General features: G+C 44.2%; 18 protein-coding genes and 3 pseudogenes. 14 read left to right on the top strand and 7 right to left on the bottom strand.

Going from position 1 to position 25,335, the window contains the following annotated elements; translation table 11 throughout:
- Positions 1 to 138 precede the first annotated feature (138 nt).
- From HT574_RS08765 to HT574_RS08820, 12 genes and pseudogenes are all read left to right on the top strand, one after another.
- Entirely contained in the window at positions 139 to 2,214 is a 2,076-nt protein-coding gene (locus HT574_RS08765) for a BglG family transcription antiterminator (RefSeq protein WP_175244290.1), read from the top strand.
- A gap of 27 nt (positions 2,215 to 2,241) precedes the next feature.
- Positions 2,242 to 2,673 carry a PTS mannitol transporter subunit IIA gene (locus tag HT574_RS08770; RefSeq protein ID WP_375154099.1) on the top strand — a complete coding sequence of 144 codons (432 nt, stop codon included), beginning with the start codon at positions 2,242 to 2,244 and terminating at the stop codon, positions 2,671 to 2,673.
- 2 nt (positions 2,674 to 2,675) lie between these two features.
- A complete protein-coding gene (locus HT574_RS08775; protein ID WP_175244291.1) occupies positions 2,676 to 3,824 on the top strand; it encodes a mannitol-1-phosphate 5-dehydrogenase in 1,149 nt (382 codons plus the stop codon).
- Between the two features lie 160 nt (positions 3,825 to 3,984).
- On the top strand, positions 3,985 to 5,001 hold the full coding sequence (locus HT574_RS08780; protein ID WP_175244292.1) for a tripartite tricarboxylate transporter substrate binding protein: 1,017 nt from the start codon (positions 3,985 to 3,987) through the stop codon (positions 4,999 to 5,001).
- 54 nt (positions 5,002 to 5,055) lie between these two features.
- Positions 5,056 to 5,511: a tripartite tricarboxylate transporter TctB family protein gene (locus HT574_RS08785; RefSeq protein ID WP_175244293.1), complete on the top strand. Its 456-nt coding sequence runs from the start codon at positions 5,056 to 5,058 to the stop codon at positions 5,509 to 5,511.
- Between the two features lie 12 nt (positions 5,512 to 5,523).
- Entirely contained in the window at positions 5,524 to 7,050 is a 1,527-nt protein-coding gene (locus tag HT574_RS08790; RefSeq protein ID WP_175244294.1) for a tripartite tricarboxylate transporter permease, read from the top strand.
- A 64-nt stretch (positions 7,051 to 7,114) separates the two neighbouring features.
- Complete coding sequence (locus tag HT574_RS08795; RefSeq protein WP_175244295.1) at positions 7,115 to 8,743, top strand: ATP-binding protein; 1,629 nt, start codon at positions 7,115 to 7,117, stop codon at positions 8,741 to 8,743.
- Positions 8,703 to 9,401 (top strand): response regulator, encoded by a 699-nt coding sequence (locus HT574_RS08800; RefSeq protein ID WP_175244563.1) that lies wholly within the window; start codon positions 8,703 to 8,705, stop codon positions 9,399 to 9,401. The genes HT574_RS08795 and HT574_RS08800 overlap by 41 nt, the downstream gene beginning before the upstream one ends.
- Before the next feature lie 11 nt (positions 9,402 to 9,412).
- Positions 9,413 to 10,335: pseudogene (locus tag HT574_RS08805) on the top strand (AEC family transporter).
- A 260-nt stretch (positions 10,336 to 10,595) separates the two neighbouring features.
- Entirely contained in the window at positions 10,596 to 11,630 is a 1,035-nt protein-coding gene (locus HT574_RS08810) for a LacI family DNA-binding transcriptional regulator (RefSeq protein ID WP_175244296.1), read from the top strand.
- Positions 11,614 to 13,158, top strand: coding sequence for a gluconokinase (gene gntK / locus HT574_RS08815; protein WP_175244297.1), 1,545 nt, complete (start codon positions 11,614 to 11,616; stop codon positions 13,156 to 13,158). Before HT574_RS08810 ends, gntK begins: the two co-directional genes overlap by 17 nt.
- A gap of 50 nt (positions 13,159 to 13,208) precedes the next feature.
- Complete coding sequence (locus HT574_RS08820; protein ID WP_175244298.1) at positions 13,209 to 14,558, top strand: GntP family permease; 1,350 nt, start codon at positions 13,209 to 13,211, stop codon at positions 14,556 to 14,558.
- 18 nt (positions 14,559 to 14,576) lie between these two features.
- Here HT574_RS08820 and HT574_RS08825 read toward each other — a convergent pair.
- From HT574_RS08825 to HT574_RS08855, 7 genes and pseudogenes are all read right to left on the bottom strand, one after another.
- Positions 14,577 to 15,084, bottom strand: a pseudogene (locus tag HT574_RS08825) (GNAT family N-acetyltransferase).
- 331 nt (positions 15,085 to 15,415) lie between these two features.
- Positions 15,416 to 16,072 (bottom strand): cyclase family protein, encoded by a 657-nt coding sequence (locus HT574_RS08830; RefSeq protein ID WP_175244299.1) that lies wholly within the window; start codon positions 16,070 to 16,072, stop codon positions 15,416 to 15,418.
- Positions 16,069 to 16,884: a carbon-nitrogen hydrolase family protein gene (locus HT574_RS08835; protein ID WP_175244300.1), complete on the bottom strand. Its 816-nt coding sequence runs from the start codon at positions 16,882 to 16,884 to the stop codon at positions 16,069 to 16,071. Before HT574_RS08835 ends, HT574_RS08830 begins: the two co-directional genes overlap by 4 nt.
- A 3-nt stretch (positions 16,885 to 16,887) precedes the next feature.
- On the bottom strand, positions 16,888 to 18,264 hold the full coding sequence (locus HT574_RS08840) for a purine-cytosine permease family protein (RefSeq protein ID WP_175244301.1): 1,377 nt from the start codon (positions 18,262 to 18,264) through the stop codon (positions 16,888 to 16,890).
- Between the two features lie 85 nt (positions 18,265 to 18,349).
- Positions 18,350 to 19,801 (bottom strand): aldehyde dehydrogenase family protein, encoded by a 1,452-nt coding sequence (locus HT574_RS08845; RefSeq protein ID WP_175244302.1) that lies wholly within the window; start codon positions 19,799 to 19,801, stop codon positions 18,350 to 18,352.
- 29 nt (positions 19,802 to 19,830) lie between these two features.
- Positions 19,831 to 20,805, bottom strand: a complete 975-nt coding sequence (speB, locus tag HT574_RS08850; protein WP_175244303.1) for an agmatinase — start codon at positions 20,803 to 20,805, stop codon at positions 19,831 to 19,833.
- A 149-nt stretch (positions 20,806 to 20,954) separates the two neighbouring features.
- Positions 20,955 to 22,349 carry a sigma-54 interaction domain-containing protein gene (locus tag HT574_RS08855; RefSeq protein WP_175244304.1) on the bottom strand — a complete coding sequence of 465 codons (1,395 nt, stop codon included), beginning with the start codon at positions 22,347 to 22,349 and terminating at the stop codon, positions 20,955 to 20,957.
- Between the two features lie 144 nt (positions 22,350 to 22,493).
- On the opposite strand from HT574_RS08855, the pseudogene gabT reads away from it, so the two are divergent.
- Both gabT and HT574_RS08865 read left to right on the top strand, forming a co-directional pair.
- Positions 22,494 to 23,839 (top strand): annotated as a pseudogene (gene gabT / locus HT574_RS08860) (4-aminobutyrate--2-oxoglutarate transaminase).
- 41 nt (positions 23,840 to 23,880) lie between these two features.
- The gene (locus HT574_RS08865) at positions 23,881 to 25,320 is read left to right on the top strand and encodes an aldehyde dehydrogenase family protein (RefSeq protein WP_175244564.1); all 1,440 of its coding nucleotides are present in this window, start codon (positions 23,881 to 23,883) and stop codon (positions 25,318 to 25,320) included.
- Positions 25,321 to 25,335: the final 15 nt, after the last annotated feature.

The raw sequence follows: 25,335 nt of genomic DNA on the forward strand, positions 1-25,335 counted from the left end.
AACAATAAAAGGGACGAAAAAGCAATATCTAATTATTGTAATAAAAGGAACGGGGACCTAAAATTTTTATTGAACAGATGATTTATTATTCTAAATCATGTCAACAATGGTTGCGCAAGGCGGGGAGGTGAAAGGGCCGTGTATATATCTGCGCGAGAGCGAAAAATACTCGATATTTTGTTGTCTAATGACGAAGGAATGACGGTAGGAGAACTTGCCGAGCGGTTAGACGTCAGTAACCGTACCATCCACCGGGATTTAAAAGGGATCGAACCTATTTTAAAGGATTACCGCTTGCAGCTGGTCAAAAAAGCAGGGGTCGGCATTCGGATTGTTGGAGAAGAAGAAAAGAAAAAAGAGCTAGCGCTTCATCTATTTCATTTGTCCAATAAGGAATATACACCAGAGGAACGACAGCTGATCATTCTGATTGCTTTGCTGGAAGCAACAGAGCCTGTCAAGCTTTTATCGCTGGCCAACGACCTCAACGTTACTGTCGCAACCATTAGCCATGATTTAGATAAAATCCATCAGATGATAGAAAAATACGGGCTATCCCTAATCCGAAAACGAGGATATGGAGTAGAAATTGCTGGATCCGAGTCCGCAAAGCGGAGAATGATGAGCGAGCTGCTATTTCGTCATGTGGATGAACATGAGTTTCTTTCGTTAATGAAAAAGTCTATTCAAAAAAAATCTATCGATGCATGGAATACGGTCACAGAAAAACTTCTCGGACTAGTCGATAGAAAAAAATTGGCCATCATTGAACAACAAATTGAACGGATCAAGAAGGAGCTTCCTTTTACGATTGCCGACAGTTCACATATTGCACTAGTGGTTCACCTTGCCTTAGCAATAGAGCGGATCAGCCAAGGGGAATCGATTAATTTTGATCAGCAATATTTAGAAACGATTCAAACAACAAAAGAATATAAAACCGCGGAAAAAATTGCGCGATCGCTAGAACATGCTTTTCGCATCACGATTCCAAAAGAGGAAATCGGTTATATTACCATGCATTTAATGGGTGCGAAACTTCGCGACCGCCAAGGTTATATGCTAGAAGAGGCAAGTTTTGAAGTAGGCATCAAAGCGCAAGAGTTAATTCGTTTTGTCGGCGCTGAACTACATGTAGATATTACAAACGATTATACGTTATACGAAGATTTGGTCGTTCATTTAAAACCAGCGCTTTATCGCATCCGGCATAACATGGGGATTGCCAATCCGCTTTTAGAAAAAATTGTCCAAGATTATCCGGAACTTTTTGCGGTATTAAAAGAAGGAGTGAAACAAGTATTTCCGGATGTAACCGTTCCAGACGAAGAAATTGGTTATTTAGTTCTCCACTTTGCGGCAGCGTTATTAAGAAAAAAGAAAGGATTGCGTGCGTTAGTGATCTGTTCGAGTGGACTAGGGACGGCAAAAATATTAGCAACAAGATTAAAAAAAGAAATTCCCGATATTGTACACATAGAACAGATTTCTGTTTTTGAATTGAGAAACACGGATGTAACGCCATATGACTTGATCGTTTCGACCGTCCCAATTGATGGATTGACAAAACCGTATTTTGTTGTCAGTCCAATGCTTCGGGAAGAAGAGATTATGTCGATGAAACAGTTTTTAAAAAGCAGAAATGTGGTTTCTCGCAAGGAAGAGGTAGACGACGCGGCAGGAAAATCTCATGATGTGATCAAGAAAATGGCTTCCATTCAAAAAATGAGTGAAACCATTTTGCGAATTTTGGAAGGTTTTGCGTTACAACAGGTCAATAGCCATTCCATCAAAGAAGCGTTAGCAGAAGCGTGTCATCAGCTATGGAAAAAAGGAATCATTCTTGATTCGGAGAAAGTCCTTACAGAATTGTTGCGGAGAGAAGCATTAGGAGGATTGGGAATACCGGAGACGTCGCTCGCTTTGTACCATACCCGAAGCTCAGCGGTGCTTTTTCCGTCTTTCACGATTTATCGGCTAACCGAATGCCAAACCATTAAAGGAATGCACGATCAGCCAATGGCTGTGAATACCATTTTACTGCTGTTAGCGCCCGATTCACCTAGTCAGGAAACGCTTTCTGTTTTAAGCCACATCAGCTCGTTGATCATTAAAGATGAAGATAGCATGGCATTATTTGCAAACGGAGATCATGAACAGGTGTATTCGTTTTTGAGCTATCATTTAGAAAAGTTTTTTTACGACTATCTTTAACAATGTAGGGAGTGAATGACATTGTCAATGCCAATTTTACAGAAAGAAAACATTGTATTACATGCACGAGTAGAAAATAAAACGGAAGCCATTCGTTTAGCAGGACAAATTTTAGTAAATCAAGGTTATGTAGAAGATGCTTATATTGACAAAATGTTTGAACGGGAAGCGTTAACATCCACATATATGGGGAATTTTGTTGCTATTCCACATGGAACAGAGGATGCGAAGCAGTTTGTCAAACATTCTGGTATTTCGATTGTACAAATTCCTGATGGCGTTGATTTCGGGGATGGCAATATCGCAAAACTATTGATTGGAATTGCTGGAAAAAATAACGAACATTTGGAAATCCTCTCGAAAATCGCCATCGTTTGTTCAGAACAGGAAAATGTAGAAGCGATGATTAAAGCGGCGACAGAAGAAGAGATTCTTCGCCTGTTAAACGAGGTGAATTAAACATGCTAGCTGTTCATTTTGGCGCAGGAAATATTGGCAGAGGGTTTATCGGGAGTTTGCTTTCCCAGTCGGGCTATGAAGTTATGTTTGTGGATATTAATGATGAAGTGGTCCGTTTATTAAAGGAAAAACAGGAGTATCGGGTCATCATTGCCGATGAAAATAGACAAGAACAGCTGATTCGCAACGTTTCCGCTGTAAATAGTCAAACGGAACGTGAAAAGGTCATTGATTATATCACAAAAGCCCATCTCATTACAACGGCGGTCGGTCCGCATATTTTACCGGCCATCGCCACGATTCTTGCCGAGGGGCTGCAAAAAAGAATCACGATCAATAAAACACCGCTGCATATTATTGCTTGTGAAAATATGATCGGTGGAAGTGATGTGTTAAAAAGCCATGTTTTTGCAAAGATTTCCGAAACAGATAAGCCGTTATTCGAAACGTATTACGGTTTTCTGAATTGTGCGGTAGACCGTATCGTTCCGAATCAGAAAAACGACGATCCTCTTTCCGTTGTGGTCGAGCCGTTTTTTGAATGGGTGATCGAAAAACAAAATATCATTGGTGACATTCCGCCGATTCAAGGAGCACATTTTGTTGATGATCTAAAGCCTTATATTGAGCGCAAGCTTTTTACCGTAAATACCGGGCATGCGATTGCCAGCTATTTAGGATACTATAAAAAATGGAAAACGATACAAGAAGCAATGAATGATGGAGAGATACGCTCGGATGTGGAAAAAGCGCTGCATGAATCAGGTGCGGTGTTAGTGAAGAAATATGGATGGAATGAAAACGAACATCAATCCTATATTCAAAAAATCATTCAACGCTTCCTGAATCCTTCCATCTCCGATGAAGTAGTCCGGGTTGCTCGTTCTCCAATTCGCAAACTTGGGGCGAATGATCGTCTCGTTGGACCGGCTACGCAATATTATGACTTGTTCGGACAAGTACCTCTTGGTTTAGTCAAAGGAATTGCCGCACTGTTATTGTTTGACTATGAAAACGATGACGAAGCAGTTGCATTGCAAAAAACCATTCAAGAAACAGGAGTAGAAGGGGCTCTATACCAATATTCACAATTAGAAAAAGATCATCCTCTTGTTATAGCAATAAAAGATCAATGGCAGCATTTAAAGTAAACGGATGACCTGCCTTGCCAAAATGTTTTGGCAAGGCAGGTTTTTTTATGAACAAAATGCACAAAATTCATTTTATTTTCAAAAACTTATCATTCAGAAAATTGTTGCTATAATTACTCTCAAACATGTAAACGCTATCAAAAATAAGGGGGATCAGAAAATGGTGAAAAAGTGGTGGAGCTTGATTGTAATGGGAATCATGATGTTTGTGTTAGCTGCCTGTGGAAGCACTACAACGACGAAACAGTCTAGCAAACCATCCAACTATCCGACGAAGCCAATTGTGTTTGTCGCTCCTTCCGGGGCTGGGGGAGGCTGGGATTTGACAGCAAGGGCGATCACGAAAGTATTGGATGAAACAAATTTAGTGAAGCAAACGATGACGGTGGAGAATAAACCAGGCGGCGGTGGGGCCGTGTTTATGGCGGAATACGCAACACAGGATAAAAACAATGATTATAAGTTGTTTGTCAATTCCCCGCCGATCATTATTAACAACTTAAAAGCGGAGGGAAACAGTCCATTCGGTTATAAAGATACGACACCGCTTGCTCAGTTGACGAAGGATTTTGGCGCGATTGTCGTTAAGGAGGATTCGAAATTCCAAACATTATCCCAACTGTTGGATGCGATTAAGCAAAATCCGAAGTCGGTAACGGTAGCTGGGGGATCTGCGCCAGGGTCGATGGATCATTTAGTCGCGATTCTTCCTATCTACAAATCTGGCATTGATCCGAAAGTGGTGAAATACGTATCATATGACGGTGGCGGGGAAGCGATCGCCGCGCTTCTTGGGGGAAATGCGGATGTGATTGCGACGGATGCTTCCTCTGTTGGGGAATACGTAAAAGCAGGAAAAGTGCGGGTGCTTGCCGTTTCCGCGCCAGAACGTCTTGGCGGTGCTTTAAAAGACGTGCCGACGATGAAAGAGCTTGGCATTGACGCGGAGTTTACGATTTGGCGTGGCGTCTTCGGGCCGAAACAAATGTCTGCGGACGCGAAAAAGTTTTGGGAAGATACATTCAAAAAATTGTCCGAGCATGAAAAATGGAAAGAAGAGCTAAAGAAGCAAGGATGGGAAGCAGAATATAGAGGTTCGGAAGAATTCACAAAATTTTTACAAGAGCAGGAACAGCAGATCAGCGATATGTTGAAATCGCTTGGAATGCATAAATAAGCAAACGGGGAAGAGAACGCTTCCCCACCTTTAATAAAAAATGGGGGTGTGCGTGTGAGTAAAACGTTTGACCGCGTTGCCGCGATTGTCTTTTTAGCCGTGGGAGCTTTGTTTATGGTGGAAAGTCAAAGAATCTCGAAAAGCGCTTATGGAAGTGCAGTCGGCCCGAACGTGTTTCCGTTTTTGTTAGGGCTTGTTCTTGCGCTATTAAGCATCAAATTGTTGCTAGAAACGATGCGATATACGGATTCATGCAAAGAAAGGCAGCCATTGCAGTATAAAAAGTTTTTCATCATCTTGATTGCCGCGGTGATATATGCGGCCTTATTAGAAACGGTTGGTTATGTCATGATGACGTTTTTGTTCCTTGTCGTCGGGTTTCAAACGATGGAAAAAGGAGCTTTGTGGAAATCAGTAGTGATTGCCGCTTGCTTTTCGTTAGGAGTATACGGGTTATACGTTAAACTGTTGCAAGGAACATTGCCGAGTTGGCCGGTTTGGTTTCAGTAAAGGAGGGGGAGTATGAGTTCACTGACGTTTTTAATCGATGGCTTTCAAACAGCGCTGCAGCCGCACAATCTGCTTTTCGCTTTTCTGGGAGTGCTGATCGGGACGGCGGTAGGAGTGTTGCCAGGGATCGGCCCGATGAGCGGGGTGGCGCTGTTAATTCCCGTAACCGCTTCGATGACGTCCGGTCTTGACCCGGCTCAAGCGGCAACAAGTTCGATCGTTTTGCTTGCCGGTGTCTATTACGGGGCAATGTATGGCGGTTCAACGACATCCATTTTGCTAAATACGCCTGGAGAGTCTTCCTCTGTTGTCACCACATTGGACGGTTATCAAATGGCCAAGCAAGGAAGAGCGGGATCAGCGTTAGCAATTGCGGCAATCGGTTCGTTTGTCGCGGGGATTGTTTCCTTAATTGCCCTCGTGCTGTTGGCGGAGCCGCTTTCCAATGTAGCATTGAAATTTGGTCCAGCGGAATATTTTTCACTAATGCTTCTCGGATTGGCTGCTGTCAGCGGGTTAGCGGGAAATTCGATGACAAAAGCATGGATGATGACCGTTTTCGGCTTGTTGCTTTCGACCATTGGTCTTGATAATGTGTCAGGTGTGGCGCGATTTACGTATAACATTTCTTTTCTATACGGGGGCTTGGAATTTTTAACGGTAGCAGTGGGTTTGTTTGCCTTAGGAGAAGTATTTAAAGCAATTCTTCATAAGGAGAAAAATGACGGCGAAATTGCAAAAATCGGCCGTGTCCTTCCGTCGAAAGCGGAGCTGAAAGAAAGCGCGGGTCCGATTGCGCGCGGTTCGCTGCTCGGCTTTTTCGTCGGAGTATTGCCGGGAGCGGGGGCAACGCTCGCCTCGTTTTTCTCCTATATTATGGAAAAGAAAATAAGCAAAACGCCTGAAAAATTCGGAAAGGGAACGATTGCTGGCGTGGCGGCGCCGGAATCTGCGAATAATGCCGCTTCGGGAGGGGCGATGGTTCCACTGTTGACGCTTGGAATTCCCGGTTCGGGAACGACCGCGATTTTAATGGGGGCGTTAATTATGTATAACGTCCAGCCCGGTCCGCTGCTCTTTGATGAATACCCGGATGTAGCATGGGGATTAATCGCCAGCATGTTTATCGGCAATGTGATGCTGCTGATTTTAAACATGCCGCTCGTCAAAATATTTGCGAAAATTATTGAAACGCCGCCTAAATATTTGCTGCCGCTTATTATTGCGATTTCTGTATTTGGTGTTTACGCGGTGCAGGTGACGACGTTTGATGTCTTTTTATTAATCGCATTTGGTGTATTAGGCTATCTGCTGGCAGAACATGACTTTCCGCTGGCGCCGCTTGTATTAGGACTTGTGCTTGGCCCGATGATTGAAAATAACATGCGAAGAGCGCTTACGGCTTCGAACGGCGACTTTATGGTATTTTTCGAAAAGCCAATCTCGCTTGTTTTGCTTATCATTGCGTTTTTATGGATCGTCGTACCATTTGTCATGAAACTAAAAGGGAAATCGGTCATTGTCAGCGAAGATATGTAAAGGGAGAAAGACTACTGCCTTTCGGCGGATAGTCTTTCTCTATTTTCCATTAAGGGGAGATAGCATGAAGCTCCAAACGCGGCTCATTATCATTATTTGTTCCTTGCTTTTATTTGTCATCGTTTTTCTTTCCTTTTTGTTTCAGCACATGTTTGCCGCCACGCTAAAAGAACAGATCGGAATGCGCGCGCTGAACGTAGCAGAAACGGTGGCTGCTACGCCGTTAGTCAAGGACGCTTTTAGGCAGCCGGACCCGCACCGACAAATTCAGCCGTTCGCAGAAATGATTCGCCGCAAAACCAGCGCGGAGTATGTCGTGGTTGGAAATAGACAAGGAATTCGTTATGCACATCCGCTTCCAGACCGGATTGGAAAGAAGATGGTGGGCGGAGATAATAAAGAGGTGCTTGAGGGAAAAGCGATTATTTCGGAAGCGGTCGGTTCGCTCGGTCCGGCGATACGCGGAAAAGCACCGATTTTCGATGAGAAAGGGAATGTCATCGGCATTGTTTCTGTTGGCTTTCTGCTTGAGGATATTGAAGATATCGTTTGGTCTTATAACGTGAAAATCCTTTTCTTTTCCATCCTTGCACTATTTTTGGGAGCCAGCGGAGCCATCCTGATCGCGAAAACGGTAAAAAAATCGATTCACGGATTGGAGCCAAAAGAAATCGGACTGTTATATCAAGAGAAACAGGCGATTTTAGAGGCGATTCGCGAAGGAATTATTGCTGTGAATCAGGAAGGAATTATTACAATGATCAACAAAACGGCGATGACTTTGCTTGGATATGAAAAGGAGCAGGATGTATTAGGGAAATATATTTTGCATATTATTCCCCATTCCCGACTGCTTGAAGTGATTCGAACGGGAACGGCGGAATATGACGATGAGATGATATTAGGCGAAGAGACAGTGATTACCAATCGCATTCCGATTAAGGATAAAGCAGGAAAGGTAATTGGCGCCGTATCGACGTTCCGCAATAAGTCGGAACTATATCGTTTGACGAAGGAGCTTTCCCAACTAAAAAGCTACGCTGACGCGCTGCGGGCGCAAACGCATGAGTTTTCCAACAAATTGTATGTCATTTCCGGGCTCATTCAGTTGGAATCATATGAAGAGGCGCTAGAACTCATTTCTAAAGAAACCAATCTTCATCAGGACATCGTTCGTTTCGTGATGAAAGAAATTCCGGATCCTATTATCGGAGGGCTGTTCATCGGCAAATTTAACCGCGCGAATGAATTAAAGATTCAGTTTGATATTGACCGGCAAAGCAGTTTTAAAGATATTCCAAAGCATTTGGATCGCGATCACCTTTTGACGATTATCGGCAATATTGTGGATAATGCAATGGAAGCGGTATTGCACAACGGATGCGAAGAAAAGAGAGTGACTGTATTTTTAACTGATCTTGGCGACGATTTAATTATTGAAGTGGAAGATAACGGACCAGGCATTCAAGCGGAAATAGCCGATCAAATATTTGAACGCGGTTTTTCGACGAAAGCGGCCGTCCATCGCGGTTATGGCCTGGATTTGGTGAAAAAATCGCTGACGGTGCTTGGCGGTCATATTACTTATCAATCGGAACAGGGAAAAGGAACTGTCTTTACGATCATCATTCCAAAACAACGGAGGGTTGATGATGGCTCGCAATATTCAAGTGCTCATTGTCGAAGACGATAAACGTATTGCCGAGATTAACCGCCGTTTTGTCGAAAAGGTGGAAGGCTATGAAGTGATCGGAATCGCCACTAACGAGCAGGAAGGAAAAGAACTGGTGGAAGTGTTGCAGCCGGATTTAGTCTTGCTCGATATATATTTTCCGGATATGAATGGACTTGCGTTTTTAAAATGGATTCGTGCGCATTTTACCAATATGGATATTATTATGATCACCGCAGCAAGAGAAATTGACACCTTGAAGCAAGCGATGCATGGAGGGGTGTTTGACTATATTATCAAACCGATTATGCTCGATAGGTTTACCGAAACGCTGGTGAGATATAAAGAATACCATCATAAAATGCTCGAACTGATGAAAGGAAAAGAATTAATCGGGCAAGAGGACATCGACCAGTTAATCCGCCGCGAACAGACCACAAGCGATGCGGATGACTCATTGCCAAAGGGCATCCAGCCGCTGACATTAGAGAAGGTGCTGGCGGTGGTAAAGCAGTGTAAAGACGGCATTACGGCGGAAGAAGTAGGCAAACGGATCGGCGCAAGCCGGACGACATCACGGCGCTATTTAGAATATCTTGTTTCGATTTCTCAAGTGACGGCCGATATTTCGTACGGCTCGGTAGGAAGGCCGGAACGAATTTATAAGCTAAAAAGATAGGAGGAGGGGAAGTGGATATTTTTCTTCTTATTTTACTCCATGTGATACTGCCAGTATTTTTTCTTGTCGGCCTTGGGGCGCTATTGCATCGCATTTTCCATTTTGACATGAATACTTTATCTAAATTGAATATGTATGTGCTGCTGCCGGCGGTTGGATTTACAAACGTATATGAAAGCCAAATCGATGGAGACGTATTGCTTCAAGTGCTAGGGTTTTTGCTGCTGCAAAACGGAGCGTTAATCGCCATAAGCACAGCTATGGCCAAGTTGTTAAAGATGGACCGCAGTCTAGCGGCGACGTTTCAAAATACGATTGTCCTCAACAATTCTGGCAATTTCGGTATTCCTGTCAGCCAGCTTGTGTTCCACCAGCAGCCGTTAGGGCTGTCGATTCAAATTGTTGTAACAATTTTCAGAATTTCCTTACTAATACATATGGTGTATTTAATTTTATATCTGCTGATGAAAAGAAAGGGAAAGTGACGGCAGAATTTTTAAAAAATCCAATTATCTATGCACTTTTTCTTGGATTGCTTTTTCGGTCGCTAGACATTCCGGTTCCATCATTTATTTGGAATCCTCTTCAAAATGTCGCCAATGCCTTCTTGGCTATTGCGTTACTGACGCTGGGAGCCCAAGTGGCTTATATTAATCTGAAACAGTTGCCACCGTTGTTGTATCTTAGTGTTTTCAGCCGTCTGCTTCTTTCGCCGGCGGTTGCCGCTGTTATTATTTTTGCATTGCATCTTGAGGGAGTGACCGCTCAAGCTTTATTGATCGCAAGTTCGTACCCATGTTCCAGAAACACCGCGCTTTATGCACTCGAATACGGCCATCATCCGGAGTACGCCGCCCAGGCGGTATTTGTGTCAACGCTGCTTAGTTCGGTGACAGTAACGATGATCGTGTTTCTCTCCAAGATTTTATTCTAATAAGCTATTAACCGTAGGGAAAGGCGCGAAATGCTTGTTTCGCGCTCTTTTCTATGCGGATCGAATTTATTGAAAGTACTTAATTTGCTTGTTTTCCAATCGAAAACTGGTCCTCACTGTAATATGTTGATTTTTCAGAAGAAAAATTTGAATAAAAAATAGTTGTAAAACGTTTTCATTTTGTTTTATAATTCTACTAAACCGGTTTATGAAAACGTTTATAAATACTAAATCGATTTAGTAGTGAAAGAGGGATCCTTTTGAAAAAAGTAACGATGGCCGATGTTGCGAAATTGGCCAACGTCTCGAAAAGTACGGTATCGCAATATTTAAATAAACGCTATGAATATATGAGCGAGGAAACAAGAAAACGAATTGCTCGGGCAATTGAAGAGCTGGGATATCAACCGAACATTATCGCCCGCAGCTTAAAACAGAAAACAACAGCGACAATCGGTGTCATTGTCTTTAATATTTTGCATATGCTGACGATCCAAGTCTTGCATGCCATCGAGGAAGCGTGCCAAGAGCGCGGTTTTCATGTCATCGTCTCCAATTCCGATGACGACCCGGAAAAAGAGAAAAAATATATTGACATGTTGCTTGCTAAACAAGTGGATGGCTTGATTGTTTTTACAACAGGAAAAAACGAGGATGTATATCAGCGGCTAGTGGAGGAGCGCTTTCCGCTCGTATTTGTTGATCGCATGGTTCCAGGGGTGGAAGCCGACGCGATTTTGCTTGATAACAAACGCGCAGCCGCTTTGGCAGTGGAATATTTGGCTAGTCACGGTTACGAGCGCATCGGCGCCGTCGCTCCTCCGCTTGCTTCCCATGTCGTTCCAAGGATGGAGCGGATCGAAGGATTTCGGCAGGCGCTAACGGAAAAAGGGCTTCCAGTTATCGCTGATTATTTTGTCACAGCCGAAATTTCCTCCATTCAGAGGGAGCTGGCGAAGCTGTTTGCCTCAGGCCGTCCGCCGGAAGCGCTGTTTGCGATTAACGATTTGACATTGATGGAAATTTTACATTTCGTTAAGAACAACGGCATCCATGTGCCTGATGATTTGGCGCTGATTAGCATTGATGATGTTCCGTTTGCCGATATTTATACGCCAACGTTAACGACGATTGCCCAACCAACTTTTGCGATGGGGAAAAAAGCAGCAGAGCGTTTGTTTCTGCAAATTGCCAGGAAACAAAAACATAAGCCGCAAATTTTTCGCTTTCCGCCTACATTGATAGAACGGAAATCTGTCCGACAAAGGGGGAACCACAATGACGGCAGACAATAAAGTAGTTATTGGTGTCGATATCGGCACGACGAGCACAAAAGCAGTGTTGTTTGGTGAACGCGGGCAGGTGCTCGCCTCTCATGCAGTGGATTATCCAATCATCCAGCCGCATCCGGGCTGGGCGGAACAAGATCCCGAGGAGATTTTCTCCGCCGTTGTCCAAACTGTAAACGCTGTCATCACCAAATTGCGTCTCGCTTCTCATCAGGTGAAAGCGATGGGGTTTAGTGCGGCGATGCATTCGCTAATGGCGTTGGATGGATCCGGACGCCCGCTTACCCGCTGTATCATCTGGGCCGATAATCGCAGCGTCGGACAAGCAGACCGTCTTTTACGAGAACAGAACGGATTGGATATTTATAAGCGAACTGGCACGCCGATTCATCCGATGTCGCCGCTTCCGAAACTGCTTTGGCTGAAGGAAGAGCAGCCAGACATATTCCGGCAGGCGCATAAGTTCGTGTCCATTAAAGAATACGTCTTGTACCGGCTATATGGCCAATATGTCGTCGATTATTCGATCGCTTCCGCAACCGGACTGTTTCGCTTGGATACGCTTGATTGGGATGCAGATGTGCTTCAACTTCTAGGCATTACGCGGGCACAGTTATCTAGTTTAGTACCGACAACGCATCTATTGCGGGGCATGAAAAAAGAATGGGCTGAGCAAATGGGGATGGACCCGGACGTACCGGTTGTCGTCGGCGCGAGTGACGGGGTGCTTGCTAATATCGGCGTCGGCGCAATTTTGCCAGGAGAAGCGGCGATTACGATCGGAACAAGTGGCGCGGTGCGGACGATTTCCTCCGTACAAAAAACGGACGAAAAAGGAAGAACGTTTTGTTATGCCTTGACGCCAAACCATTGGGTTGTTGGAGGGCCGACGAACAACGGTGGGATTTTGCTGCGGTGGCTGCGCGATGAATTTGGCGGCCAGGAACGCGAAGTGGCGAAAAGGCTTGGCATCGATCCGTATGATTTGTTGACAAAATATGCGGAGCGGGTTCCGGCAGGAGCGGAAGGATTGCTGTTTCTTCCGTTTTTATCCGGGGAACGGGCGCCATACTGGAATGCGAATGCCAGAGGGACGTTTTTTGGCATCAGCCTTCATCATAAGCGGGAACATTTCATTCGCGCGGTGATGGAAGGGGTATGTATGAGCGTCTTTTCCGTTGCCTTGGCGATCCGCGATGTCACGGGGCCGCTTTCGGAAATCCGCGTATCGGGCGGCTTTGCCAAATCGCCATTTTGGCGGCAAATGCTTGCCGATATGATGGGAAAAGAGTTGCTCGTTCCAGAAACGCATGAGGCGTCGGCATTAGGCGCCGCAGCGCTGGCACTGTATGCGCTTGGCGACATTGAGTCGCTTGATACGGTGAAAACGTGGATTCATATTACCGCCCGTCATGAACCAAATACGGAAAATACGCTCATTTATTCCGAATTATTTGATATGTATATGCGGTTGTATGAACGATTGAAAGATGAGTTTGATGTGATTGCTTCTTTTCAGCGCAGAAATGGCTAACTACTAAATCGGTTTAGTTTACATCAAGCACAACAGAGGGGGAATGGAAAATGGGAATTGCGATTGTCGTTGCAGCGATTGTTGTATTATTGCTGCTGATTACGGCTGCGAAAATGCATCCGTTTGTTGCCTTAATTTTGACGTCCGTTGGTGTCGGGCTTGCGATGGGCATGCCGCTGGTCGCGCCGTCGCCGGAAACGCCGGGAATTATTGATTCCATCAAAACAGGTCTTGGCAACACGCTTGGCTTTTTAGCGATCGTCTTGGCGCTCGGGACGATGCTTGGCAAAATGATGGCCGAATCCGGAGGCGCAGAACGGATTGCGAAAACATTGATTAACCGTTTTGGCCAAAAACGCGTCCATTGGGCGATGATGGTCGTTGCCTTTTTAGTAGGTATTCCGGTATTTTTCCAAGTAGGATTCGTCCTGCTCATTCCGCTTGTATTTACGATTGCGATGGAGACGGGGATTTCGCTCGTGACGATTGGCATTCCGCTCGTTGCCGGATTGTCGGTCGTACATGGACTGGTGCCGCCGCATCCAGCGGCGATGGCTGCCGTTGACATTTTTAAAGCCGATGTCGGAACAACGATTCTTTTTTCTCTTATTGTCGGCTTGCCGACCGCCATTATCGCCGGTCCTCTGTTTGGGAAATGGATCGGGTCGCGTATGTATAAAAAAGTGCCGGCAGAAATCGCCGAGCAGCTTGTACAGCATAAAGAAGAAAAAGACCTTCCTGGCTTTGGTAACACGTTATTTACGATTTTGCTTCCAGTGATTCTCATGCTGATTGCTTCCGTTGCCAATGTCACGCTAGACCAAGCGTCGGAAGCGTCAAAAGTGCTGCGCTTTATCGGGGACCCGGTCGTCGCCCTGTTAATCGCAACGATTTATTCATTCTTTAGCCTTGGTTACGCGCGCGGATTCAACCGCGATAAAGTGTTGAAATTTGCCAACGAATGCCTTGGTCCTGTCGCCAATATTTTGCTTGTCATCGGCGCCGGCGGAGCGTTCAATAAAGTGCTCCTTGACTCGGGTATTGGGGAGCAAATTGCCGATGTAGCGAAGCATTCCCATCTGTCTCCGCTCCTATTAGGATGGGGAATCGCCGCGCTCATTCGGATCGCAACCGGCTCGGCGACCGTATCGATGATGACAGCGGCCGGCATCGTCGCCCCGATTGCTGCTAGCATGTCGGACACGAACACAGAATTGCTCGTGTTAGCGACAGGAGCGGGATCTTTGATTCTATCGCATGTCAACGATTCCGGCTTCTGGATGATTAAAGAGTATTTCGGCATGACCGTCAAAGAAACGTTGATGACATGGACTGTGATGGAAACGATTATTTCTGTAGTGGCATTTATCTTCATTCTATTGTTGAACGTGATTGTTTAAAAATTTCAACGTCCTCGCTTATATCGTTACGGCGGGGACGTTTTGTTTGTTTAGTTGCTTTGTAAGCAAAAGCTCATCGCGGATCGGAATGCCATCTGCGCCAACGAACGGAATGCTTGGTTTCCTTTGTCTTGCTTTTTCCACGGCATTCGGAAAGACCTTGACAATCTGGTAACCTCGTTTTTGATAAAAGCGTAATGCGTGTAAATTATCGTTCGTCGTGATTAAGCGGATTGTGGCGCATCCATGCTGCGCGGCAAATGCTTCCGCTTGTTGCAAAAGAGCGCTGCCGACTCCTTGGTTTTCGATCATGCTGTCTAGTGAAACAATTTCGCATTCCTCACCACGGATGACGAAGGTGATCAGCCCCGCTATTTCCCCATTGCCTTGGACCGCGGCAAAAACCGTCCAGCTCGCTGCAATCATACACTCCCGTTGAAACGAACATTTGCGGACTTCCCCAATGGGTGGTAAAAAATTGCTTTACAGTTGAGCGGTCAAGAAGATGGGTAGGGATAATGTTCATGCTTCTGACACTCCTTGTTATGATTGGTATTAATTTTATCATATAAGAAACAAGGCCTCTTTGTCTGCTTATGTCTCGGATAGGGAGGAGTGTCCTAATATGAGTTATTGCAATGCTTGAAACAAGAGCCTAGTGCGAACAAAAATATTTGTAAACGTGTTTTTTCCTATAATTTATAAGGGCGACGCACCATTTCACGGGAATATATGTTCTATTAGGATAATAGAAACGAAAACATGGTTGAAGACGACATGCTTTTAAGGCGACGGCAGGAGAAATCGGTGCGGGATTCTAAAGGCGAAACGCCGAATAGGGAATATCGCGGGTTCCATTAGTATGAATCAAATTCCACCGCCACCGCTCTCACCGGCGATCCGTCACATTCCGGCAAATAAAGGGGAAGCGCGATAATATACGGATTGGCAAAGTCGATTTTATCGAAGTTCGTAAAATTTTCCCCGATCACTCCATTTACAGCGGTAATCGCTTCATGCGCAGGAAAGGAAGAGCCATCAGGCGGATCGATGTTTAACGCATCGATGAAAAACGTGCGGATTCCTCGTTCCAACATTGCCTGGATGACGTCGATCGCAATGTACGGGTGGCGAAAATAGCGCTCCGTTCCCGCATATTGGGACCAACCGGTGTGAAAAAGAACAATTTTTCCCGGTTCGAGCCGCGGCAAATAAGTAGTGACATCGTCTAGTGTAATCGCCTCGCCGTCGTTTTTTCCCGTTACATCGATGACAATCCCTTTACCAAGAAAATACGTTAACGGAACCTCATCGATTCGCGCACCATTTTCGTGAAAATGAAAAGGAGCATCCACGTGCGTGCCGCTATGCGAACCGAGAACAAGCCGGCTGACATGGTAGCCATTTTCCGCGAATGTTGCCGCTGGTGTGATATGTGGTTTTGGATCTCCCGGATAAATCGGGGTTTGTGCAGTAATGGGCATCGATAGATCTACGATTTTTTTGATGTTCATGTCCATTCCACTCCTTGATAAACATCTGTTCGCCGCTCATTCATCATCGTGTAAAAGGTTTGCTTTAATTCCTGACGCCAGTTTTCATCTATGGTTGCTCGTATGAGTGCTTCTTGATCATTATTGGTGCTGGCGATTTCGTTTCCATCTGGTCCATAAATAGAGGATAAACCAAAGAAATGAAAAGGAAAAGACTGGCCCGTTTGATTACATGCTGCTACATAGACGGTATTATCGATTGCACGTGCCATCGCAAATTTTTGAAAAGGCTCGTGAAACGGGGATTCCCACGCACACGGAACAAGAAGAAGCTCGGCTCCATGGACCGCTAGATGCCTTGCTAGTTCTGGAAAAGCTAAGTCCCAACAAATCATTAAACCGATGCGGCCGAGCTCTGTATCTACTAGTACTGGTTTGGATCCGGGAGTAAACCACGCTTTTTCAAATGGGGTTAAATGGATTTTTCGATAATTCCCTACACATTGTCCGCTTGGATGAATCAGGATGAGAGAGTTATAGAGTTTTACTTCGTCATCTTTTTCGACGTATCCATAAGCAATATATAATTGAAGTTTTTGTGCAAGCCTGCTCATTCGCTGAAATATAAAGCCATCCCATGCTTGCGCAACGCCTTTCAGCGTTTCCGACAACACGTAACCAGTGGTACAAAGTTCCGGGAACAGGAGAAGGCGAACATTGGGAAATTTTTGTTTACATTCGTTTGCGATGATTTCCATTTTTGCGAGGTTGCCAGAAATATCACCACTTATCGGCGTCATTTGCGCAAGTGCTATTTCATACGATATTGGCATGAATTATCCCTCCATGCTAGTCGGAGTTTCGAGTTCCATGGTATGCGCTCTACTCGATGTTTGTTTTGTGATTTTCATCAATCCCCAATAGCCTGCTCCTGACAAGAAAAACGTTAACATGGTTGAGCCGATTGCAAGCGGATGAACATACGTAAAGTAATAGGCAAAAACAGCTCCGATGATATACGCCACATATGCGGCTACATTGACTCCTTTTTGATACCGATACCGTCCTTTTGTATCAAAAAGAATATCTTCCGTATCATATGTTCCTCTTTTGATCAAAAAGTAATCAACGAGCACAATGGCGAATACGGGAATGAACAGTGTCGCAATGAGCATAATAAAATTAAAGAAATGGGACATGAGAGCTTCTTTTAACAAGGCACCTAGGGTACAAATGGTTCCCATGATCAATGTCGGCTTCCAAAACCCCGCGCGCGGGAATACGTTCATAAAGGACATTGTCGCACTATATAATGCCATGACGTTAGTAGATAGTACAGAAAAGAAGACGACAATGGATGCGATCAATCCAAATCCGTAAGCGGCAAGGAGAATAGTAGGGTCGTATGTTCGTTCCATATTAGAAGCAATGCTAAACCCACTGACAACCGCACCAAGCCCCATCGCCACAATCGAAGCGACAATATAGCCAAAGTAGGTTCCCCAAAATCCGCTTTTTTCTGATTGACAGTTTCGGTTAAAATCACAAACGGTCGACATCCATGAAAATGCTGTCGCAACCACGATATCAAAAGCGACGATCGTGGTGACCGCTGGATGTTTGCTTAGTTTCATTTCTAATAGTGTTGAGATGTGATACGTTGTAAAAATTTTATAAAAAACGAGAAAGGATAAAAGTAACATTGCGATTGATATATATTTTTCGATTCGTTCTACCCCGCGGTGACCGAAAATCGTAATAATTACGACAAACAGTTCGGTTAAAATCACAAATAAATTAATATTGCTGTATCCTGTAGCGTAATGAATTGCATAATTAAGACTAAGGCCAGCCATATACGCTTGAATCCAGCTCCAGCCAATTAAAATAATTGTATTGACAAGGGCTGGAAGGATCGCTCCTTTTTGTCCGAAGGCGGCTCTGGTGATAACCATGGTGGGGAGTCCAGTTCGAATCCCGATGTTTCCGGTAAGAGCGAGCGGAATGGCGCCGATCGCAGAGCCGACAATAATCGCGAACATCGCACTGAAAAAGGAAATATCGGGAACGAACATCATGCCTGTCATCACAGTGGTAATGACGACATTAGCAGCAATCCAAAGAGTAAAGGTACTAAAAAAATTCATACTCCGTTCGTTCATCGGTGTTGGTCGAATATCATCATGTCCAAAACGTTCTGTCCATTTCGCCATCAACAACTCCTCCTTACTCAAAATTTACAATATTCAGAATAATTTATAGACAAATCGATTTCGTCGCAAGGACGAAATCGAAAAGTTATTGATACCACCCGAGTAATTTTCCATTTTGGCTTATATTAACGTGTTTTGTTTCCGTAAAAGCGGTGAATCCTTGTGGGCCAAGCTCCCGGCCGATTCCGCTTTGTTTAAAGCCGCCCCAAGGCGCATCGACATAAGGAGTGTGATAACTGTTAATCCAAATCGTTCCTGCTCTCAACTTTCCAGCAATTTGTTCTGCCCGTTCGAGATCGCGGCTAAATATGCCAGCTGCCAGCCCATATATCGTATCATTTGCCAATTCGATCGCTTCTTTATCATTTTTGAAGCGTTGTACGGTAATAACGGGACCAAAGATTTCTTCTTGCACGATGCGCATGTCTTGGTGAACATTGACAAAAACGGCGGGGGAGAGGTAATATCCTTGTTCTTTGATGCGTTCGCCCCCTCGGAGCAGGAAAGCTCCTTCTTGCAATCCGAGTTGGATATACATTTCTACTTTTTCTAAATGTGAGGAGCTTATTAATGGCCCCATCTCCGTTTTTTCGTCTAAAGGATCTCCGATGTGAAGGGAATCTAGTCTTTTTATCAGTTTATCTATAAATGAATCATAAAGATTTTCATGGACAAGAATTCGTGAAGCAGCAACACACACTTCCCCTTGATTCAAAAAAGAAGCAAACATCGCCCACTCTACTGCGTTATTAAGATCAGCATCTTCGAAAACCAGAAGCGGAGATTTTCCGCCGAGTTCCAGGGAAACCCGTTTCAAGCTGCCAGCGCATTGTTCGTAAATCCATCGGCCTGTTTTGGTTCCCCCGGTAAATGATATTTTTTCCACATGAGGATGTGTCACCAATGTTTCTCCAACAGGAGAACCGCCCCCGGGAACAAGATTAAACACTCCCGGTGGAAGACCGATGGAATCGATAAGTTTGGTTAGTTCTATGAAAGATAATGGAGTTAATTCTGATGGTTTAAAAACGATGGTATTTCCCGCAGCGAGCGCAGGTGCCATTTTCCATATCCCCAATAAAAGCGGGAAATTCCAAGGAACAATGAGTGCGCAAACTCCGATAGGTTCTTCGATGATTTTACTTGTTGTTCCATCAGCCATTTTCTTTTCCTTAATGGTTCGTTGTTCGAGAAAGTCGGCATAATAACGAAGACATTGTACAGAATCGCTCACATCGAGACGTGACTCACGAATCGGCTTTCCAGTATTGATTGTCTCGATATAAGCAAATTTTTCGGCGTTTTTCTCTAGTAGATCTGCTAATTGACGAAGAACGGAAATTCGATAACTTGGATTCGATGACCAATTTGTGTATTGAAAAGCATGATGGGCTGCTTCGATCGCTTCCAATGTTTGTTGCAAGGACGCTTCATTAATTTCTGTGATGACTTTTTCATTGGAAGGATTGATAATCGATCTTTTTTCTCCGTTTCCTATATGCCATGTACCGTTTATGTACACATGGTAATTGGACATAGAAGGACGCTCCTTTTAGTGAGATGTTCTCATTGCGTGGTTGTTGCTGACAAGTTTTTTTGCAGCGCTCGTCTTTTCTTTAAAGCCACCAGCGTGATCATCTCATATATAATTGCCGATGCTAACATAGCGGTAATTTCTCCACTATCGTAAGAAGGTAAAACTTCTACCAAGTCAAATCCGACAATATTTAGCCCATCGAGTCCCCTTACGTATTCTAGTGCTTCATAGCTAGTCGGTCCTCCCACTTCCGGTGTGCCAGTGCCGGGAGCAAACGCAGGATCAACAAAGTCGATATCATAGGAAACGAAAACAGGTTTATCACCCACACGTTTGTGAATGCGTTTCATTACTTCAGAAAATCCAATTTGTCGAACTTCCTTCATGGTAATCACTTCAAAACCAAGCCGTCGTGCATCTTCAATATCATCCGCGCTGTAAAGCGGCCCACGCATGCCGATTTGAATAGAGTGATCAACATCTAGTAATCCTTCCTCGACAGCACGGCGGAATGGTGTACCATGCATATATTTTTCCCCATAGTAATGATCCCAAGTATCTCCGTGAGAGTCGAAATGAACAAGCGCCACTGGCCCAAAACGTTCATAAAATGCCCGTAAGTTTCCTAATGTAATGGAATGATCGCCGCCCATAATAATCGGAACGATATTTTTCTTCAGCAATGGCCGCAACTCTTTTACGATATTGTCGTACGTCCGCAGCGCGTTTCCTGGAATGACGTCAATATCTCCATAATCTACTCCAGAACAATATTCAAAGATATTAATATCCATATCTGGATTGTAAGGCCGAAGCAATACGGAAAAATTTCGAATATGCTGCGGGCCATATCGTTGCCCGGTTCGGTTAGAAGCAGCGGTATCAAACGGCACACCCAGTACAACAAAATCAACATTGTCTGTTGTTTTGATATTTTCTAAACGCATAAATGTTCGAACTCCGCAAAAGCGGGGAGATTGGGATGAATCTTTTGGTTTATACATGCAAAACCCTCCTTTAAAGAAATGAAAATATTCTGCTTTTTATAAATGCAAAAAGTGTGCCAAAAAAGAATAGAGTTTTTTGCAAAAAAAATTGCGATGAATTAATGCAAAAATGAATTAAAAATAAAAAATCGATTCAAAAATGGATTTTAATCCATTCTTGGATTAATGCGGTATTTTTTTAGTTTTCTTACTACGGTGGGCTGACTAATTCCCAGGTAATCTGCCATTTCATATGTTGTTTTGCATTGTTTTGCAGCACGCAAGAGCCATTGTCGTTCTACTTGTTCGATTGCTTCTTTAAGCGTAGCAGGTTCTTTCTCTTTTTCTAACCATTGATTAGATAGTGTAGATTGGGAATGTTTGTGGATAGAAAAAGGAAGATATTCAGGATAAATGGCTTTTGTTTCGGAGGTAATGACTAATCTTTCCATCATATTTTCTAATTCTCGTACATTGCCAGGCCAATCATAATGGACAAGATGGTCAACAATGGAAGGATGAAAATATTTATCCGTATGGTATTTTTTGTTGAATTTTTCTAAAAAATATTGTGCTAACATAAAAATGTCTTCTTTTCTCTCCCGTAAAGCAGGAACGTAAATGGGAATAACATGCAAACGATAAAATAAATCTTGGCGAAATTTCCCCTTCTTTACCATTTCCTCTAAGTTCTGATTTGTCGAGGCAATAAGGCGAAAGTCAATGGTTCTTTCTTTAATTCCCCCAACGCGCGTTACTTTTTTCTCTTGTAAAACTTTTAGAAGCTTTGCTTGCATCGAAAGAGGAAGTTCGCCAATTTCATCCAGAAAAAGAGTCCCCTTATCTGCTAATTCGATCAGTCCTGGCTTCCCGGTTTTTTGCGCACCAGTAAACGACCCTTTTTCATATCCAAACATTTCTGATTCAAATAACGATTCAGGAATAGCGCTGCAATTCACTTCGATAAATGGTTGGTTTCGTCTCGAACTATTTTGATGGAGGGCACGGGCAAATACGTTTTTCCCCACTCCGGACTCGCCAAGAAAAAGAACCGTTGCATCGGATTTGGCAACCCGATGCACTAGCTTCCAAATGCGCTGCATGACTTTGCTTTGAATGACGATATTTTCCTGTTTTAATTCTTCCATTTCGATTTGATAATGCTCCATCTGTCTTCTTAGCTTTTCATAGTCTTCTTTTAAACGTTCTAATTCTGTTAAATCATGCGAAAAACTAATCACGCGAATAATGTTGTTTTGTTTGTCAAATACAGGTACGCCTGTTGCCATTACGACACGCCCAGTTGGTGTTCGCTGCATGACTTGAATTTCTTTTCTCTCCTTTAACACTTTGGCCGTAACAGAAGGGGAAAATATATTTTCTTTCTCTAATTGATATACGGATTTTCCAATAAGATAGGAAACCTCTTTTCCATAAATAGAAAGACAGTTGGGGCTGGCGCGGAGAACAATGCCATTTCCATCTGTAATGACAATATTATCGTTAGATGATTTTAATATGGCACATAACTCCAATTCCAAAACATCCGTTACACGTTGCATGATCTCCCTCCTAGCTGCCTGTCAGAACTTACATTACTTAATTATTCAAAGAAGCGGGAAATCCCTTTTTATTTGTCGTAAAGTTTTTGGCATGTTTTTTGCATCTATAAGCAGGTGAATACAAAGTAATGGAGGGAGAAACAGATGAAGACGGGAGTAAAAAAATTTATACAGTTAAAAACCAACATTCCAGGACCAAAAGCAACAGAATTACTAAGAAAAAAGAACAGAACGTTCCTCGGGGACCGTTTAATACAGTATCTACGTTTGCTGCCAAAGGGGAAGGGGCACTCTTAACAGATGTGGACGGAAACACGTTTATTGATCTTGCTGGGGCGATTGGAAGTCTCAATGTCGGTCATTGCCCGCCAAAAGTCGTGGAAGCGATAAAAAAACAGGTTGAGCAGTATATTCATCCTTGCTTTCATGTGATGATGTATGAGCCATATATCCAATTAGCAGAAAAGCTAAATGAGATTACCCCAGGAACTCATCAGAAGAAAACCTTTTTCCTGAATAGTGGAGCTGAAGCGGTCGAAAACGCTGTCAAAATTGCACGGAAATATACAGGCAGAAAAGCCATTATCTCCTTTGAAAGAGGGTTTCACGGACGGACACTTCTTGCGATGTCACTAACGAGTAAAGTAAAACCATATAAATTTGGATTCGGTCCATTTGCGCCAGATACGTACAAAATGCCGTATCCATATTATTACCGCAAGCCATCCGGCATGACAAACGAGGAATTAGATGCAGAGATTTTAAGACGTTTGGAAGACTTCTTTGTATCCGAAGTTCCTGCAGAAGAAGTAGCAGCAATTATTATGGAACCAGTACAAGGTGAAGGTGGCTTTATTGTTCCGTCGAAAACGTTTGTGCAAGGAGTAAAACAAATTTGCGAAAAATATGGTATTCTATTTATAGCAGATGAAATCCAAACAGGATTCGGACGAACGGGAAAGATGTTTGCTATTGAACATTTTGATGTTGTGCCGGATTTAATAACCATGTCGAAATCCATTGGAGCAGGTGTACCAATCAGTGCGGTTACTGGAAGAGCGGAAGTAATGGATGCGCCAAATCCAGGAGAAATCGGCGGGACATATGGAGGCAGCCCTCTTGGCTGTGTAGCGGCATTACAAGTCATTAATATGCTGCAACAAGAGCAGTTAGTCGAGCGTGCCAATGTGATCGGCCAAACGGTAATGAACCGGTTCAGACAGCTCCAGGAGAAATACGAAACAGTTGGTGATGTACGTGGACTTGGAGCCATGGTGGCAATGGAATTTGTGAAGGATTCTGAGTCAAAAGCGCCGAATAAAGAATTAACAGCAGCAATTTTGCAAGAATGCCATCAACGCGGTGTCATTATCATGAGTGCTGGCATATACAGCAACGTCATTCGTCTATTAACACTGCTTGTGATTACAGATGAGCAGTTAGCGGAAGCATTAGATGTGATGGAGGAAGTGATTAGTGAATTGGCATGATGTTTTAAGGTAAAAAAGTTATGAAGAAAGAGGGGAAAATGATGAAAACGGTGCTTGACAAAAAGAAACTGTATATTAACGGCGAATGGGTGGAAGCAAAATCGTATACCACATTAACGTCCCCTTATTCGGGGGAAGCGTTGGCAGAAATTCCTATGGCAACAGAAGAAGAAGTCGAACGAGCAATTTCTGCAGCTTATGAAGCAAGAAAAGAAATGGCCAGCATGCCGGCGTACAAGCGGGCGGAGATTTTAGAAAAAGTGGTCGCAGAGCTGCAAGAGCGTGCAGAAGAAGCGGCGCGGATCATTGCGCTCGAAGCAGCCAAACCGATTACAACGGCAAAAGGAGAAGTGGCGCGGACGATTCAAACGTACAAATTTGCCGCTGAAGAAGCAAAACGGATTCATGGCGAAACGATTCCGCTTGACGCGGCCCCAGGCGGGGAAAATCGCGTTGCGTTTACCGTCAGAGAACCAATTGGGGTCATCGGTGCGATAACACCGTTTAACTTTCCGATGAACCTTGTTGCACACAAACTAGGCCCAGCGATTGCCTCGGGCAATACGGCCGTGTTAAAACCGGCAAGCCAAACGCCGCTTTCTGCGTACTTTATCGCGGAGCTGTTTGAAAACGCAGGGCTACCTAAAGGAGCGTTAAACGTTGTAACGGGAAGCGGAAGAACCGTTGGCGATAAAATCGTCACCGATCCGCGCATCAGCATGATCACCTTTACCGGCAGCCCGGAAGTCGGAATCGGCATCCGCAACAAAGCGGGCTTAAAGCGGGTTACGCTCGAGCTCGGTTCGAATTCGGCCGTCATTGTCGATGAACAAGTGGATATTGACCGCATTATTCCACGTTGCGTTTTCGGTGCGTTTTCGTTCCAAGGTCAAGTATGTATTTCGCTTCAGCGCATTTATGTGCATGAAAAGCGATATGACGAGTTTGTCGAAAAATTTATCGCTGCGGCGAAACAATTGAAAGTGGGAGATCCACTGGATCCAAGCACCGATGTCTCGGCAATGATTACCCCAAAAGATGTCGATCGGGCGCTCGCATGGATCGAAGAAGCGAAACAAGGCGGAGCTAAAGTCGTGCTTGGTGGTGAACGGGACGGAAACATCCTGCTTCCAACCGTGATTTTAGACGCACAGCCAACAATGAAAGTATCGTGCCAGGAAGTGTTTGCGCCAATTGTCTTGATTAACCGCGTCCGCTCGATCGAAGAGGCGATTGAGCTTGTCAATGATTCGCGGTACGGATTGCAAGCGGGCGTATATACGGACAATGTACATGTCGCATGGGAAGCGGCAGAAAAACTCCACGTCGGCGGCGTGCTGATCAATGACATCCCGACCTTCCGCGTCGACCATATGCCATATGGCGGGGTAAAAGAGAGCGGATTCGGCCGTGAAGGGCTTCGTTATGCGATTGAAGAGATGACGGAATTGAAACTCGTTATTTTCAACCGTAATCGTTAATGATGATCCGTATCA

Origin of the sequence: Parageobacillus sp. VR-IP (assembly GCF_013357975.1) — a bacterium.
GTDB classification, from domain to species: Bacteria; Bacillota; Bacilli; order Bacillales; family Anoxybacillaceae; genus Saccharococcus; species Saccharococcus caldoxylosilyticus.